Source organism: Burkholderia sp. S171, from assembly GCF_009766085.1.
Classification (GTDB): Bacteria; Pseudomonadota; Gammaproteobacteria; order Burkholderiales; family Burkholderiaceae; genus Caballeronia.
In genome coordinates, this window is record NZ_LMUF01000039.1 from 174,206 (window position 1) to 189,460 (window position 15,255).

The 15,255-nt window shown below is 59.9% G+C and carries 14 protein-coding genes and 1 pseudogene; 8 read left to right on the plus strand and 7 right to left on the minus strand.

The window, feature by feature from the left end; all coding sequences use genetic code 11:
- The first annotated feature begins 65 nt into the window (after positions 1-65).
- From GSQ93_RS21465 to GSQ93_RS21495, 7 genes are all read left to right on the plus strand, one after another.
- Positions 66-1,028: an ABC transporter ATP-binding protein gene (locus GSQ93_RS21465; protein ID WP_254073984.1), complete on the plus strand. Its 963-nt coding sequence runs from the start codon at positions 66-68 to the stop codon at positions 1,026-1,028.
- Positions 1,025-2,128 carry an ABC transporter ATP-binding protein gene (locus tag GSQ93_RS21470; protein WP_158937652.1) on the plus strand — a complete coding sequence of 368 codons (1,104 nt, stop codon included), beginning with the start codon at positions 1,025-1,027 and terminating at the stop codon, positions 2,126-2,128. The genes GSQ93_RS21465 and GSQ93_RS21470 overlap by 4 nt, the downstream gene beginning before the upstream one ends.
- A 15-nt stretch (positions 2,129-2,143) precedes the next feature.
- Entirely contained in the window at positions 2,144-3,655 is a 1,512-nt protein-coding gene (locus tag GSQ93_RS21475) for an ABC transporter substrate-binding protein (protein WP_158937653.1), read from the plus strand.
- 7 nt (positions 3,656-3,662) lie between these two features.
- On the plus strand, positions 3,663-4,607 hold the full coding sequence (locus tag GSQ93_RS21480) for an ABC transporter permease (RefSeq protein WP_158937654.1): 945 nt from the start codon (positions 3,663-3,665) through the stop codon (positions 4,605-4,607).
- Complete coding sequence (locus tag GSQ93_RS21485; protein ID WP_158937655.1) at positions 4,607-5,479, plus strand: ABC transporter permease; 873 nt, start codon at positions 4,607-4,609, stop codon at positions 5,477-5,479. Before GSQ93_RS21480 ends, GSQ93_RS21485 begins: the two co-directional genes overlap by 1 nt.
- 47 nt (positions 5,480-5,526) lie before the next feature.
- Positions 5,527-7,164, plus strand: coding sequence for a gamma-glutamyltransferase (ggt, locus tag GSQ93_RS21490; protein WP_158937656.1), 1,638 nt, complete (start codon positions 5,527-5,529; stop codon positions 7,162-7,164).
- 116 nt (positions 7,165-7,280) lie between these two features.
- Positions 7,281-7,562: a hypothetical protein gene (locus GSQ93_RS21495; protein ID WP_158937657.1), complete on the plus strand. Its 282-nt coding sequence runs from the start codon at positions 7,281-7,283 to the stop codon at positions 7,560-7,562.
- A gap of 93 nt (positions 7,563-7,655) precedes the next feature.
- Here the strand turns inward: GSQ93_RS21495 and GSQ93_RS21500 are convergent, their stop codons facing one another.
- Positions 7,656-8,888 carry a DUF2252 domain-containing protein gene (locus tag GSQ93_RS21500; protein WP_158937658.1) on the minus strand — a complete coding sequence of 411 codons (1,233 nt, stop codon included), beginning with the start codon at positions 8,886-8,888 and terminating at the stop codon, positions 7,656-7,658.
- 194 nt (positions 8,889-9,082) lie between these two features.
- On the opposite strand from GSQ93_RS21500, the gene GSQ93_RS21505 reads away from it, so the two are divergent.
- Positions 9,083-9,475: a RidA family protein gene (locus tag GSQ93_RS21505; protein ID WP_158937659.1), complete on the plus strand. Its 393-nt coding sequence runs from the start codon at positions 9,083-9,085 to the stop codon at positions 9,473-9,475.
- Between the two features lie 21 nt (positions 9,476-9,496).
- On the opposite strand, the gene GSQ93_RS21510 is transcribed toward GSQ93_RS21505, so the two are convergent.
- The 6 genes and pseudogenes from GSQ93_RS21510 to GSQ93_RS21535 form a co-directional block, all read right to left on the minus strand.
- On the minus strand, positions 9,497-10,087 hold the full coding sequence (locus GSQ93_RS21510) for an alpha-ketoglutarate-dependent dioxygenase AlkB (RefSeq protein WP_158937660.1): 591 nt from the start codon (positions 10,085-10,087) through the stop codon (positions 9,497-9,499).
- A gap of 127 nt (positions 10,088-10,214) precedes the next feature.
- Positions 10,215-11,171 (minus strand): ABC transporter permease, encoded by a 957-nt coding sequence (locus tag GSQ93_RS21515; RefSeq protein ID WP_158937661.1) that lies wholly within the window; start codon positions 11,169-11,171, stop codon positions 10,215-10,217.
- Between the two features lie 12 nt (positions 11,172-11,183).
- Complete coding sequence (locus tag GSQ93_RS21520) at positions 11,184-12,170, minus strand: ABC transporter permease (protein WP_158937662.1); 987 nt, start codon at positions 12,168-12,170, stop codon at positions 11,184-11,186.
- Entirely contained in the window at positions 12,167-13,741 is a 1,575-nt protein-coding gene (locus tag GSQ93_RS21525; RefSeq protein ID WP_158937663.1) for a sugar ABC transporter ATP-binding protein, read from the minus strand. Before GSQ93_RS21525 ends, GSQ93_RS21520 begins: the two co-directional genes overlap by 4 nt.
- 167 nt (positions 13,742-13,908) lie before the next feature.
- Positions 13,909-14,922: an ABC transporter substrate-binding protein gene (locus GSQ93_RS21530; RefSeq protein ID WP_158937664.1), complete on the minus strand. Its 1,014-nt coding sequence runs from the start codon at positions 14,920-14,922 to the stop codon at positions 13,909-13,911.
- A gap of 124 nt (positions 14,923-15,046) precedes the next feature.
- Positions 15,047-15,255, minus strand: a pseudogene (locus tag GSQ93_RS21535) (LacI family transcriptional regulator); the annotation flags it as partial.

A 15,255-nucleotide genomic window follows, 5' to 3' on the forward strand; every position in this document is an offset into this window, starting at 1 on the left:
CTGATCTCCCCGATCAGGCCAGTCCGCCTGCCAGGCATCCCGTCCTCGAAGTCAGCGGTTTCTCGCTGAAATTCTCGCGCGCCGCGCATGTTCCAAATCTCGTCGAGGACGTCTCGTTCTCCGTGAATGCGGGCGAAACGCTGTGCATCGTCGGGGAATCGGGGTGCGGCAAAAGCGTGACGTCGCTGGCGTTGATGGGTTTGCTGCCCAGCCCGCCGGCCAATATCGTCGCGGGGAAGGCGATCTTCGACGGCCGCGATCTCTTCACGCTGAGCGAACGCGAACTCGCCGATATCCGCGGCAACCGGATGTCGATGATCTTCCAGGAGCCGATGACCTCGCTCAATCCCGCGTTCACCGTCGGGCATCAGATTGCGGAATGCGTGCAGCGGCATCGCGGTTTGAGCAGTGCGGCGGCGCGCAAGGAAGCGCTGGATATGCTGCGCCTCGTGCGCATTCCCGCGCCGGCAACACGGCTCGACGCGTATCCGCACGAGCTGTCCGGCGGCATGCGCCAGCGCGTGATGATCGCGATGGCGCTGGCCAATCGCCCGCAGTTGGTGATCGCCGACGAACCCACGACCGCGCTCGATGTCACCATCCAGGCGCAGGTTTTATTGCTGGTGCGCAGCCTGCAAGCCGAAACCGGCACGGCAATGGTGTTGATCACGCACGACCTTGGCGTGGTGGCCGAAGTGGCCGATTACGTCGCGGTGATGTATGCGGGACGAATCGTGGAATATGGCTCGGTGGATGAAATCTTCGATGACCCGCAGCATCCGTACACCATCGGTTTGATGGGCGCGATTCCATCGGTGGGAAAACGCGAAGGCGCGCTCGCCACCATTCGCGGTTCCGTGCCGTCGCCGGAGCAGATGCCTAAAGGTTGCAGGTTTGCGCCACGCTGTCCGTTTGTGGAGGAAAGGTGTACTGATTCCGTTCCACCCGATACGCAACTGGATGGAACGCATCGGGTGGCGTGCTGGGTTGCGCCGGTTGAACTTGCTCTTGGCGGGGCGGCGGCATGAACACGAACGCTCCCATCATGGAAGCGCAGGACCTGACCAAGCACTTTGGCGGGACGCGCAACTTGTTCACGCGGACGCCGACGGTCTACGCGGTGAACGGTGTCTCGTTCTCCGTGCAGAAGGGCGAGACGTTTGCCATTGTCGGGGAATCGGGTTGCGGCAAGTCGACGCTTGGACGCCTGTTGCTGCGTCTTATCGATAGCACTGAAGGCCGCGTGATCTATGAAGGCAAAGACATCACGCATCTGGGCACCGAGCCCATGCGCCGCTTGCGCCGCGAGATGCAGATCATCTTCCAGGATCCGTTCGCTTCGCTGAATCCGGGCATGACGGTGGGGCAGATTATCGGTGAACCGATCGCGTTGCATGGACTAGCGAAAGGCTCTGCGCTTAATGAGCGTGTGGCTGAATTGCTGCGCACGGTTGGACTACAACCCGGTTACGCCGAACGGTATCCGCATGAGTTTTCGGGCGGTCAACGTCAGCGTATTGGCATTGCGCGGGCGCTGGCGGGCGAGCCCAAGCTGATAGTCGGCGATGAACCCGTCTCCGCGCTCGATGTCTCCGTGCAGGCACAGGTAATCAACCTGCTTGAGTCGCTGAAGCAGAAGCTTGGCTTGACGCTGATCATGATCGCGCATGACCTCGCGGTGATTCGCCATATGAGCGATCGCGTGGCGGTGATGTACCTCGGGGAGATCGTGGAAATGGCGGATGTGGACGATCTCTTCGATCAGCCGCTGCATCCTTATACGCAAGCGCTGCTGCAAGCGATCCCGGCAAGCAGCCCACGTCAGCGCCGCAGCAAACCTTCGTTGACCGGCGACCTGCCGAGTCCGACCGCGCCGCCTTCGGGTTGCCGTTTTCATCCACGCTGTCCGCATGCGCGTTCACGTTGCGCCGATGAGCAACCGGTCAGCGAAACATTGGAGAACGGTCATCGGGTCGCATGCCATTTCTGGCGCGAGATTCAGAACGCAGGCGGTGGCGCGCCGCTCGTTTCCATCGTCAGCCCAAAGCTTACCGAGCGGCTCGCTGTGTATCGGCAACGTCAGGCGCTGGTCGACGGCGCTGTGCAAGAACAATCGAATAAACAGTAAACGGGGAAAGTCCAGATGCGAAAGATTTTATTGGCTGCGGCGCTCGCCGCGAGTGTCGGTAGTAGCGGTGCCGCGATGGCTCAGTCGAACTCGACTATCCGGATCGGCTTGCAGGACGATATCGGTACGCTGGACCCGGCGCGCAGCAGTCAGGTGGTTGACCGGATAGTGTTTAGTTCGCTGTGCAATTCGCTGGTGGATATTGGCCCGGATCTGAAGATCGTGCCCATGCTCGCGCTCTCCTGGAGCATGAGCGCCGACAACAAGACGCTCACGTTCAAGCTGCGCCACGGCGTGAAATTCCACGACGATGAACCGTTCAACGCTGCCGCCGTGAAGGCGAATCTCGACCGCGCGCGGTCCATGTCCGCGAGCAATCGCAAGAGCGAGCTGGCATCCATCGATCACGTGGATGTGGTCGACGAATTCACCGTCGCGATCGTGTTGAAAGCGCCTGACGCTGCGCTGCTCGCCACGCTCACCGACCGCGCTGGCATGATGCTCGCGCCGAAGACGCTCGCCGACGACTCCAGCGTTTCCACGCATCCGGTGTGCTCCGGCCCGTACAAATTTGTTGAGCGCGTGCAGAACGACCGCGTGGTGCTGCAGAAATTCGCGGGCTACTGGGACGCCGATAAATATCCGATTCAAAAGGTCATCTTCCAGCCGATTCCCGACAGCACCGTGCGCCTCGCGAACTTGCGCTCAGGATCACTCGACATGCTGGAACGGCTCGCGCCGTCCGACGTTGCATCGGTGAAAAGCGATAAGAATCTCAACTTCATTTCGATGAGCGGCCTGGGCTTCTATGACCTCACGTTCAACGTTTCGAACGGAGCCCGTGCGCCGAAGGCATTCAAGGACAAACGCGTGCGTCAGGCGTTCGAACTCGCCATTGACCGCGATGCAATCAACCAGGTGATCGGCGGTGGGATCTTCTCACCGATCAACCAGGCGATCCCGTCAAACAGCCCGTACTTCGATGCATCGATCAAGACGACCAAACGCGATATCCCGAAGGCGAAAGCGTTGCTCAAGGCCGCGGGCTTCGAGCAGCTTAATGTTGAGCTGACTTTCGGCAATAACACGGTATCGAACCAGATGGCGCAGATGCTGCAAGCCATGCTGTCGGAGGCCGGCATCAACCTGAAGTTGCGTCCGACTGACTACGCTGCCGCGCTGAATGCATCGACGAAAGGCGACTTTGAATTGCTGTATCTCGGCTGGTCGGGCCGCACGGACCCGGATGGCAACTTGCATCAGTTCGTGACCTGCAAGGGCAATCTGAACTACGGGCGTTATTGCAATCCGGATGTCGACAAGCTGCTCGACGATGCCCGCGTAAAAGCGACGGTCGCCGAGCGCAAGCCGATCTACGATGCGGCGCAAAAGATCCTCGTTGATGAAGACCCGATCATCTATCTCTACGCGCAGCCGTGGCCGTATGCGTTGTCGAAGAAAGTGCAGGGCTTCACGCCGTATCCGGACGGGCTGATCCGTCTGCGTGGCGTGAGCATCAAGGGGTAATACGCTCATGCTGCGAATCATCGCCAACCGTGCGCTTGTCGCAATCCCGACACTGATCCTGGTGTCGATGATGATCTTCGGCCTGCAAAAAATGCTACCCGGCGATCCGGTCCTGGCGATGGCCGGTGAAGACCAGAACCCGCAGGTCATAGCAACGTTACGGCTGAAGTATCACCTCGATGAACCCGTGCCGGTGCAATACGCGTTGTGGGTGAAGGACATTCTGCACGGTGATTTGGGCGCGTCGCTCAGGACCGATGTGCCGGTGACCAAGCTTATCGCGCAGAAATTGCCGGTGACGTTGCAACTGGCCGTCATGGCGATGATTTTCGCGATTGGCATCGGCATACCGCTTGGGGTTTTATCGGCGGCGAACAAGGGGAAGGCGCTCGATTACGGCGCGAACATTCTTGCGCTCACGGGCATGTCTATACCGAACTTTTGGCTCGGGATCATCCTGATTTTTATCGTTTCAGTGAAATGGCAGTTGTTGCCGTCATCTGGATACGTATCGCCGACCGAGGACTTCTGGTTGAGCATCAAGACCATGTTGATGCCCGCGTTCGTCTTGGGCGCGGCGCTCGGCGCGCAGTTGATGCGACATACGCGCAGCGCGATGCTGAGCGTTCTTCGCAGCGACTACATTCGGACTGCGCGTGCCAAAGGGCTTTTGCGCGGCACGGTAGTGGTCAAGCACGGCTTTCGCAATGCGTTGATTCCGATCGTCACGGTGCTTGCGCTGTTGTTCGGTGAGTTGCTTGCAGGCGCGGTGCTGACGGAGCAAGTGTTCACCATTCCGGGCTTCGGCAAGCTGGTCGTCGATGCCGTTTTCAACCGCGATTACGCCGTCGTTCAAGGTGTTGTGCTGGTCACGGCGGTGGGATTTATCGTGGTGAATTTGTTCGCCGATGTCTTGTACGTTCTGCTCAACCCGCGGCTGAGGAAAAGCTGATGGCGACTATTCTGGAAGTGGAAACAGCCCCTCTGCCGCGCAAACGCAATCGCGCGTTAGGTCGCTTCATGCGCAATCGTGCCGCTGTGGCGGGCGCGGTAATCGTGCTGCTGGTAATTCTCGTAGCCATCTTCGCGCCGTGGCTCTCGCCCTACGATCCCATTCAAGCGAGCTTCATGACGGTGCGGCAAGCGCCATCGGCTAGCCATTGGTTTGGAACCGATGAACTCGGCCGCGACGTGTTCACGCGCTTGCTGTGGGGCGCACGCGCCTCGTTGCTGGCGGGCGTGGTATCGGTGGGAATTGCGGTGGTCATCGGCGTGCCGCTTGGTTTGCTCGCGGGCTACTTCGGCAAGCTCGTCGATGGCGTGATCTCGCGCTTCACCGACGCGTTGCTGTCCATCCCGTTCCTGATCCTCGCCATCGCGCTCGCCGCGTTCCTCGGACCGAGCCTCACCAACGCGATGATCGCTATCGGCGTCTCGGCCATGCCGCGTTTCGTGCGTCTCACGCGCGGTCAGGCGATCAGCGTCAAAGCCGAAGATTATGTGGAAGGTGCACGCGCTATCGGGCTGGGGCACTTTCGCATTATCGTCCGCTATATTTTCCCGAACGTGCTGCCGCCCATCATCGTGCAAGCGAGTCTCACGGTTGCTATGGCGATCATCGCGGAAGCCAGCCTGTCGTTCCTCGGCCTCGGGCAATTGCCGCCTGCGCCATCGTGGGGATCGATGCTGAACACTGCTAAGGACTTCGTCAGCCAGGCGCCGTGGATGTCGATCTTCCCGGGCATCGCCATCTTCCTGGCCGTGCTCGGCTTCAATCTTCTCGGCGATGGACTGCGAGACGCGCTCGATCCGCGCGAGCTGTAACCTGTGCCCCAACAACTTTCATCATCAATCAAAGAGACGAGTTTCCCATGACCCGCTTCAACTGGCAGAACCCCTATCCCACGCCGCGCTTGCCCGTGTTCGCTCGCAATATCGTTTCCACATCGCATCCCCTTGCCGCGCAAGCCGGCTTGCGCATGTTGTGGAAGGGCGGTAACGCCGTCGATGCCGCTATCGCGGCGGCGGCAGCCATCACGCTGGTCGAGCCTGTGTCGTGCGGCCTTGGTGGCGACGCGTTCGCGCTCGTCTGGGACGGCGCCAAGCTGCATGGTTTGAACGCATCGGGCGTGTCGCCGGCCGCCTGGAACGTCGATTACTTCAAGAGCAAATACGGCGAGCAAAACGGCCTGGCGAACCAGCCGAAACGCGGTTGGGACGCAGTCACCGTGCCCGGCGTGATCGCGGGGTGGGAAGCGCTGCACGCGAAGTTCGGCTCGCTGCCTTTCGGCGACCTGATGGAACCGGCTATCGAAATTGCCGAGCGTGGTCACGCGGTGGCGAGCATCGTTGCGTATAAATGGGCGGCGGCTATTCCGGAATTGAAAGACCAGCCCGGTTTCGCCGATACCTTCATGCCGCGTGGCCGCGCGCCGGAGATCAGCGAGTTGATGCGTTATCCCGGTCACGCAAAGACCTTGCGCGCGCTCGCCGAACACGGACCGCGTGCGTACTACGAAGGCGAGATTGCCGAGAAGATCGCGGCGTTCTCGAAGCAGGGCGGCGGCGCGATGACCGCAGCCGATCTGCGCAATTACAAGGCCGACTGGGTCGAGCCGATCTCGAAGGATTATCGCGGGCATACAGTCCATGAGATTCCGCCGAACGGGCAGGGCATTGCTGCGCTGATCGCGCTCGGCATTCTCGATAAATTCGATGTGAAGTCGCTGACCGTCGACAAGATCGAGTCGCAGCATTTGCAGATTGAAGCGATGAAACTCGCGTTCGCCGATGTCTATCAGTACGTCGCCGATCCGCGTTCCATGGACGTCACGCCCGAACAGATGTTGGACGACGCGTATCTCACCGAGCGCGCCAAGCTCATCGATCCGAACAAGGCGAAGCACTTCGATTTCGGCATGCCGCCAGCGGGCGGGACGATCTATATGTCGGTGGCGGACGAGCGCGGCATGATGGTGAGTTTCATCCAGTCGAACTACATGGGCTTTGGTTCGGGCGTGGTCGTGCCAGATACAGGTATCGCGATGCAGAACCGTGGCTTTGGTTTTTCGATGGACCCGAAATCCGCGAACGTGGTGGAAGGTGGCAAGCGTCCGTTCCACACCATCATCCCGGCGTTCCTTACGCAGGACGTGAATGGCACGCAGGAAGCGGTGATGAGCTTTGGCGTAATGGGCGGCGACATGCAGCCGCAAGGCCATCTGCAATCCATCGTGCGTCTGCTTGATTATGGACAACAACCGCAAGCTGCCTGCGATGCACCCCGCTGGAAGGTGAATCGCGATTTCACCGTCGATGTGGAATCGACACTCGATCGTGAAACGGTCAAGGCGCTGCAAGCGATGGGACACACGATCAAATCGGTTGATGATCCTTATATGGATTTTGGGTCGGGGCAGTACATCTGGAAGCTGGATCGGAACGATCCGGAGCGTGGGTATGTCGCGGCGAGTGATAGCCGCCGGGATGGGCTGGCGGCGGGGTTTTAAAAGGAGATACGTCCAGTTACTTTTATCGTAGTCCGGTAGCACTTGTATCTGACTCTTCTCCCTACACTCAATTACGTAAACAACACGTTTGCACACCATGTGCACGGAGAGACGCAATGAACAAGAAGATCCTGGGTGCGGTACTGGGCTTGAGCGTATTGATGGTGTCGGCGGCAGCGTCCGCTCATGTGGATGTCGCCGTGGGGATAGGCGTACCGGGTTATTACGCGCCAGCGCCGGTGTATGTTGCGCCGCCTGTTGCCGTGGGTTATGGCTATGGCGGCTACGGTGGTTATCGCGACGAAGGATGGCGCGAACGCGAATGGCGTCACCGCGAATGGCGCCATGAACAATGGCGCGAGAATCATTGGCGTGAACGTCGTGGCTACGGCTATTGAGTATTGACGACGGACTGTTCAAGAGAAAGAAGGGCTGCCCCAGCGTTAGTTGGAGCAGCCCTTCTTTTTGTTGGCCGATGAACGCAGGTTTCGTTACGAAGCCGATGCCAGCGCATACCGCCTGCAATGTTCAAGATACCCGGCTTCGTGACTGCTCACCAACTCCACGATACTTTTCCATAGCCACGACGGCGCATCGAGCGACTTCGACTTAGCCCGTCGCAACTCCGATAACCACGCGCGCCGTTGCGCCGCATCCATCTGCCGCGCGTGCGCCTTGCCAACGACCATGGCCAGGAAGCGCGCGGCCTTCATCGCTTCATCCTGCGTCAATTGCTCGACCGTCAGCTTCATGTCCTGCGGCAACAGTTCTCGAATCACCACCGACCGGTCGTTCAAGCGCGCCGAGCGCATTCGTTCTCCCAGCCACGGCGTCAAATGCCGCGCGCCTTCCACGATGCGTTCAGCGTTATCGCGCGGCATGCGCTTCGTCGCGCCCGCATCCGTATAACGCGGTGCAGCGGCCTTCGCGCCTTCCTTGATATCGATCAGGCAAAGATCGTCGCCTTCAATCGCACCACCGTCGATGTCCAGCAACACCGCATACCGCAACCGTCCAAGCGAGCTGCAGCCCTTCACCCAATACGCGGCATCGATCACGGTGACGTTTTCTTCGTCGGCGTTCTTGCGCAAGGCGGTCGCGATATCGGCAATCTCGCGCTGCTGGAACAACGCTTTTATCTCTGTGCGCTCGGTCTTGTCGAGCGGCCAGAAACGCTTGCCTAGGGGAATGCTCGGTTCAATGTCTTCAATGCGTTCGATCGCCAGTTGTTGCCACGTGCGGCGCACCGCTTCCTTCATCATGACCCGTACTTCTTCGGGTTTCGTGTCCTTGGCGGAGCGATGGCTTGAACGATCGAAGGCGTGTTCGTAGCCTTGAGCGAGCGCTTCCATCATGCGTGCCGTCGTCACGCCGGGCAGGTCGGAGCCGCGCGCAGCCGTGGCCAGCGATAACCCCAGCCGGATGATGTCGTGCGCCGGATTCCCGATCACGGTTTGATCGAGGTCGCGAATTTGAATCTCCACGCGGCCGTCGGCATTCGCGATGGGCCCAAGATTGCCCGTGTGGCAGTCTCCGCAGATCCAGATAGCCGGTCCTTCGGGGAGCGAATGACCTTCGATGCCATCGAGCCATTCATAGAACTTGGTCGTGCTACCGCGCACGTAGGCATGCGCGGATTCGGCCATTTTCATGTTGCGGCGCTCAAAGAGCAGCGCCTGACGATCGTTGGGGCTGGGAAGCTTGAATTTCTTTTTCTTGGGCATGAGATCGTCCTGTGGTGCTTGACTGGAGCAAGCCGCATGCCGTTGTGTTGTAATGAAAATGAAGGTGTTCGGCGGTGGATGCTTGTCGCTGACCTTGATAGTGCCGCAAAGCCATCGCGCATTGTGAACGTCTGGCCCGGCGGCATGATTTTTGATCCGTTACGGTATCGGCCTGCACTTTCCAAGGAGACACAATGACGCTACCCACCTTTTCCATGGTTGATACCGCACCCACGCCGGTCGGTCCTTTTTCTCACGCGGCCGAAGCGGATGGCTGGGTGTTCCTCACCGGCCAAATGCCGACCGATCCCACCGATGACACCGCACCCTTGCCAGAAGGCGTGGAAGCCCAGACGCGTCGCGTGATGGATAACCTGATTCTTGTGCTGGAAGGGATCGGGTTATCGCTGGATAACGTGGTCAGCGCGCGGATTTTCCTGACGGAATTCAAACGCGATTACGCCGCGATGAACGACGTTTATAAAGGCTACTTTCTGCCTAAGCCATTGCCGGCGCGTACTTGTATTGGCGTGACGGGGTTGGCGCGCGATGCGCTTGTTGAGATTGATTTCGTCGCCAAGCGGTGAGTTGATCTACGGGCGCTTAGGTTATGCCGACTCGTCCACGTACCGGAAAGTCAGATTGATCCGTTCGCCGCGCGCTTCCGGTTCCTTCGGCACTCTATGCGCCCAGTCCAGTTGCGTGCGCCCGCGCATGATTAGCAAGCTGCCGTGCGAGAGTTGCAGCGTATGCGTCTGCCGCGTCTTGGTATGGCGAAAGTCGAAGGTCCGCGTCGTGCCCAGACTTACTGACGCAATGACCGGTTGTGCCCCGAGTTCACGCTCTTTATCGGCATGCCAGCCCATGCTGTCCATGCCCGTGCGGTAGCGGTTGATCAGCACGCTGTTGAATGCAGTTTGAGCGGCGGCTTCGGCTTTTGTTTTCAACATGAGAACCGTCGGTGTCCACGGTTTCGGAATGTTGCGAATGCCGGAGTACACGTACACCGCGCCGGGGTCGCCCTGCCACGCGGTCAAGCGCGGGAAGGGGATCTTGCCGGCGGGCGTGTTCATCGAATCCTGCTGCCAGGTGATTTCATCGAGCAAAGCGGCTAGCGTGTCCGACGCCGTCGGCGCGTCCAGCCAGTCAGGCAGCCAGTCGATGTCAGGCTTGGGGATGTCGTCGAAGAGGTCGAACATGGCGGTGATTTTCGCCTTCGGGCTTTCTGCGAGGTCAGTGTCAGTGACAATAACTTAGCAGATTCTCTTTCCCGAAACTTGCTCACCTGTTTTTATAAGCCGCCACGTTGTATGGCGGCTTGCCCTCTCAACGAGCCAGCTTCGTCACCGTCACCCGCTTCTTCAGCACGCGTGCTTGCAGCACGATGACCAGCAACAAGAACACGCCGCGTATCACCGATTGCCAATACGCCGACAGGCTGATAAAGCCCAGTCCATTCTCGAAGTTAAGCAGGTTAAAGACCAGACCAAGTAACGCGACGCCGGCAATCGTCATCGCGATTGAACCTTGTCCGCCGGTCAACAACGTTCCACCCAGCACCACCGCCGATATCGCGAACAACTCCCAGCCCACGCCTTCGTTCGGTTGCCCGGCGCCGAATTGGGCCGCCAATATCGCGCCCGCTATGCCGGCCAGCAAACCGCTCAACGCATAGACTGCGACCAGGGTCCGGTCCACGTTCAAGCCCATCAAACGCGAGGCTTCTTCACTGCCGCCTATCGCCAGCGCGTGTCGCCCGAAGCGCGTACTTCTCAACGCCAGCCAGCCCAACACGGCCGCCACCGCCGCCACGATTCCCGGGATCGGCAGACCCCATACATCCCCTTGGCCAAAGTTGGCGAAACTGGACGTGGCCGCAATCGATACAGCATCGTTATGTCCCAGCAGCAACGCCAATCCATGCGCCCCCAGGCTCGTCGCCAACGTGACGATAAACGGCAGTATCCGCATATGCGTGATCACCAGGCCGTTCAATACGCCGATAGCGAGCCCCGCGCCCGCCCCCGCGAGCACAGCGACCACACCGCCATACGGGCTCGCCAACGCGGCCACCACGCTGGCCAGCGCCGCCACCGTTCCCACGGACAAATCGATGCCGCCCGTGATGATCACAAACGCCATGCCCACCGATATCAACGCGAACATCGAGTTGTATCGCCAGAATGAATTGATGTTGTAGGCCGATGCAAAGTGGTCGTATCGAAGCACGCCGAGCAGGAGTAACGCCGCTAACGCCAACAGAATGGGAAGGTTCTTTTTCATGTCGATATCGCCCTATCGCTGACGCCGCTGGACATACACCGCGGCAATGATGATGCCGGCTTTGACCACGAGCGCGGCGGCGTCGGGAATGCCATGGGCGAGCAGCGTGTATCGCAGCAGCTGGATGATCAGCGCGCCAATCAGCGTGCCCACTATGTAAGCCCTGCCGCCCGTCAACGCCGTGCCGCCCACGGCCACGGCGGCAATGGCATCGAGCTCGGAGCCCAGGCCGATCACGTTGGCGTCCGACGAGGAATTCACCGAGATCGATATCAACCCTGCGAGCCCCGCCAGTCCCGCGCACAACGTGTACGCGATCATCTTGACGCGCGCCGTCGGAATTCCGCTCAGGTACGCTGCGCGCTCGTTGCCGCCGGTGACGAGCAAGTACTGGCCGAACAAGGTCTTGCGCACGATCCACGCGAACACGGCCACGAGTGCGAGCATCAGGAACACTTGCGCCGGCACGCCCGCCACGCGGCCCAGCGCGATCCACTGGAACGCGGGGTTATCGAACGCTTGCAGGCTGCCATCGGTGAACACCTGCGCAATGCCGCGCCCCGCGATGAACAGCACCAGCGTCGCGACAATCGGCTGCACAGAGAGCCTGGTGACGAGGAAGCCGTTGAACACACCGCAGACGGCGGCGGCCAAAACAGGCAGGACAAACGCTAATGCAATGCCGAACGGCCCGGCCACGTTCATGAAGATCATCGGCGCGAGCGAACCGGCAATCGCCATGGAAGCGCCTACCGATAAATCGATACCGCCCGTCGCCACGACCAGTGTCATCCCGATGCCGACGATCACGATCGTCACCACTTGCGTCAGGTTGACGTTGAAGGTCTGCAACGACCAGAAGTGCTGGGTGAAGAGCAGGTTGAAAACGATCATCGCGAGCAGCACGGCGATCTCACGCTGAATCGTGATTCGATATTTTTTCTTCTGCGCGGCCTGCACAAGCGGCGCGGCAGTTGCCGGTTGAGTTTTCTGATTCATGGCTGACCTTCTTTAGCATCAACGGCTTCCGCCAGCGCGGATTCCTCACCCGATCCATACGCGATCGCATCCATGATCGACGCCTCGCTCATGCGCGCACCGTCGAGTTCGGCGACGGTCTTGCCATCACGGATCACGACAGCACGATCGGCTACCGCGGTGAGTTCTTCCAGCTCGGACGCCGATAGCAACACCGCCAGCCCCGAGTCGCGCAGTTCGCGGATGATCTTGGCGACATCGGCTTTCGCGCCGACATCGATCCCTCGCGTGGGTTCATCGAGTAGCAATAAGCCAGGGTTCGTGGCCAGCCAGCGTGCGAGCAAAACCTTCTGCTGATTGCCGCCCGACAATTCGCGGATCGGTTGATCGGCTGACCGCAGTTTGATCCCGAGCGATTCGATAAACCGGTCCACGATCTCGCGCTGCTTCGCGACATCGACGACACCGCGTTTGGTCAGCGTCCGCAGACACACAAGCGTGAGGTTGTCGCGCACCGACAGTTCCGGCACGATGCCTTCGCCCTTGCGGTCCTCGGTGAGATACGCAATCCCGCGCGCAATGGCGTCTTGCGGCGACTTGAGCGTGACCGGCTTGCCATCGATGGAAAGCGACCCGCGCTCGGTCGGATCCGCACCGAACATCAGCCGCATGGTTTCCGTGCGGCCCGAGCCGAGCAGCCCCGCAAGACCCACGGCTTCGCCTGAGTGGACATCGAGCGATACGTCCGACACCTTCGCGCCCGCACCAAGGTTCGTCGCGCTGATCGCCGTCGAACCGCGTTTGGCGAGGTTCGCTTCCTTGACCGCACTGTCCTCGTGCACGACGGCGGCGAGCGTGCGGCCGAGCATGGTGGTGACGAGTTGCAGCTTGTCGAGCGCGGCCATCGGGCTTTCCGCGACGGTTTGCCCATCGCGCATGACGGTGACGCGGTCACACAGCGCATACAGTTCATCCAGCCGATGCGAGACAAAAATCACCGCGCGGCCGTCGTCCCTTAAACGTCTCACTACGCTGAAGAGCAACTCGACTTCGCGTTCATCGAGCGAGGAGGTGGACTCGTCCATGATGACCATCTTCGCTTCCGACGATACCGCCCGCGCCAACGCCACCATCTGCTGGATAGCCGTCGAAAACTCCCGCACGGGTTTGCTCACATCGATCTGTAATCCGAACGAATCGAGCAATTCCTGCGCGCGCCGATGAATCGTCTTCCAGTCGATCAACCCAAACCGGCGCGGCTCACGGCCAAGAAAAATGTTCTCGGCAATCGAGCGGAACGGCACCAGATTGATCTCTTGGTAGATCGTGCTGATACCGGCTTCGCGCGCCTCTTTCGGGCTTCGGAAATCGGCTTCGAGGCCATCGAAACGAATCGTGCCTGCGGTGCGTCGATACGCGCCCGTCAGGATCTTGATCAGTGTCGATTTACCCGCGCCGTTCTGCCCGATCAGCGCATGCACTTCTCCCGCGGTCACGGACAATCTGGCGTGCCGCAACGCGGCCACACCACCAAAGCTGATGTCGATATCCTGCATCTCGAGCAGGGGTGTTCCAGAATTCGGCGTGTTCATCAAGTGCGTCTCCCTGACGGCTGGTTTCACGCAGTGCCTGCGTTTCAGTCCGCCGGATACAAAAGAAGCGACGGCCCGCAAAAGACCGGGCGCGCCGCTTCGAACACCTTCGTTGCTCAATAGACCAAGCTTCGTAACTTCATGCAACGTTCACTGAACGCGTTCGCTCAATAACCGTACTGCATGCTCTCTTTAACGTTGCTCTTGTCGTAGAAGCGGTCGGAAACTTTCACCCACGGCGGAACGGTTTCACCCTTCGCGAACTTCTGCGCCACGTCGCATGCAAGCGGGCCGAAGAACGGGCTCGACTGCACGCTCGCACCGAGTTCACCGGCAGCAATGGCGTCCATGCCGCCCTTCGTTCCGTCGATAGTCACCAAGGTAATGTCTTTGCCCGGCTGCTTGCCCGCAGCCTTGATCGCCGCAATCGCGCCGAGCGCCATTTCGTCGTTGTGCGCGTACACGGCGGTCACGTCCGGATGCGCCTGAAGCAGCGTTTCCATGACCTGACGGCCCTTGTCGCGCGCGAAGTCACCGCTTTGCGACGCGATGATCTGCATGCCCGGATTCTTCGCGATCACGTCGTCAAAACCCTTCTTGCGATCGTTCGCAGCGGATGCACCGGTCGAGCCTTCCAGTTCGATGATCTTCGCCTTGCCGCCGGTCGATTTAACCAGCCAGTCAGCCGCGCGTTGGCCCTGGTTGATGAAGTCGGAGCCGATGAACGTGATGTAGTCCTTACCCGCTTTCGCCACCGATTGATCCACGTCTCGGTCGACCAGGATCACCGGAATGCCCGCTTTCTTCGCTTGCAAAACGATCGGGGCGAGCGGCTTTTCTTCACGCGGCGGGAACACGATCAAATCGACGTGCTGCGCGATCATGCTCTGGATGTCAGCGACTTGTTTTGATGCCGAGCTGTTCGCGTCGGTCATCACCATCTGCCAGCCGCACTTCGCCGCGACGTCCTTGAAGCTCTTGGTTTCGGCGAGACGCCACGGGTTGTTGCTTTCCGTCTGAGCGAAGCCGACGCGCAAGGGTTTCTTGTTCGCGAGCTTGGGCAGGGGAGAGTCGTCGGCGTGGGCGATGCTGAAGCCCGCCACCATCGACAATGCGAGCGCGGACGTGGCCAGCACGCGCAACGGGAATTTGCGTTTGTTCAAGTTTTCAAGCGACAGCATGTCTTCCTCCGGTATGGATGGTCCTGCTTTTTTAAATGCTTCGGTCCTGCTGTGTTTTGCGTCCTCCGCGCTTCATCTCAATAAGTCGAGGTGCGATGATTATTCCACTCTATTTTATTATTGGTCAATCGCTAATATTATTAATTGCGGGTTGTTTGACCACGGTGATTACCCTTACCGACGCGCGTTCTACCAGTGGCCCGTCGAGCTTCACCGTGCGCCGGCGCACGGGTGCACCGGCGGCGCGGTTGTGCTCTTCCTGGAGCAGTGTCTCGACCGCCCATCGGCCCAGTTCATAGTTGGGCAGGACGACGGTGGACAGCGGCGGGTGGG

Bases quoted from the DNA above. Each gene is read 5' to 3' on its own strand.
- GSQ93_RS21470 (WP_158937652.1), top strand. From the start codon at position 1,025: ATGAACACGAACGCTCCCATCATGGAAGCGCAGGACCTGACCAAGCAC.
- GSQ93_RS21475 (WP_158937653.1), top strand. From the start codon at position 2,144: ATGCGAAAGATTTTATTGGCTGCGGCGCTCGCCGCGAGTGTCGGTAGT.
- GSQ93_RS21480 (WP_158937654.1), top strand. From the start codon at position 3,663: ATGCTGCGAATCATCGCCAACCGTGCGCTTGTCGCAATCCCGACACTG.
- GSQ93_RS21485 (WP_158937655.1), top strand. From the start codon at position 4,607: ATGGCGACTATTCTGGAAGTGGAAACAGCCCCTCTGCCGCGCAAACGC.
- ggt (WP_158937656.1), top strand. From the start codon at position 5,527: ATGACCCGCTTCAACTGGCAGAACCCCTATCCCACGCCGCGCTTGCCC.
- GSQ93_RS21495 (WP_158937657.1), top strand. From the start codon at position 7,281: ATGAACAAGAAGATCCTGGGTGCGGTACTGGGCTTGAGCGTATTGATG.
- GSQ93_RS21500 (WP_158937658.1), bottom strand. From the start codon at position 8,888: ATGCCCAAGAAAAAGAAATTCAAGCTTCCCAGCCCCAACGATCGTCAG.
- GSQ93_RS21505 (WP_158937659.1), top strand. From the start codon at position 9,083: ATGACGCTACCCACCTTTTCCATGGTTGATACCGCACCCACGCCGGTC.
- GSQ93_RS21510 (WP_158937660.1), bottom strand. From the start codon at position 10,087: ATGTTCGACCTCTTCGACGACATCCCCAAGCCTGACATCGACTGGCTG.
- GSQ93_RS21515 (WP_158937661.1), bottom strand. From the start codon at position 11,171: ATGAAAAAGAACCTTCCCATTCTGTTGGCGTTAGCGGCGTTACTCCTG.
- GSQ93_RS21520 (WP_158937662.1), bottom strand. From the start codon at position 12,170: ATGAATCAGAAAACTCAACCGGCAACTGCCGCGCCGCTTGTGCAGGCC.
- GSQ93_RS21525 (WP_158937663.1), bottom strand. From the start codon at position 13,741: ATGAACACGCCGAATTCTGGAACACCCCTGCTCGAGATGCAGGATATC.
- GSQ93_RS21530 (WP_158937664.1), bottom strand. From the start codon at position 14,922: ATGCTGTCGCTTGAAAACTTGAACAAACGCAAATTCCCGTTGCGCGTG.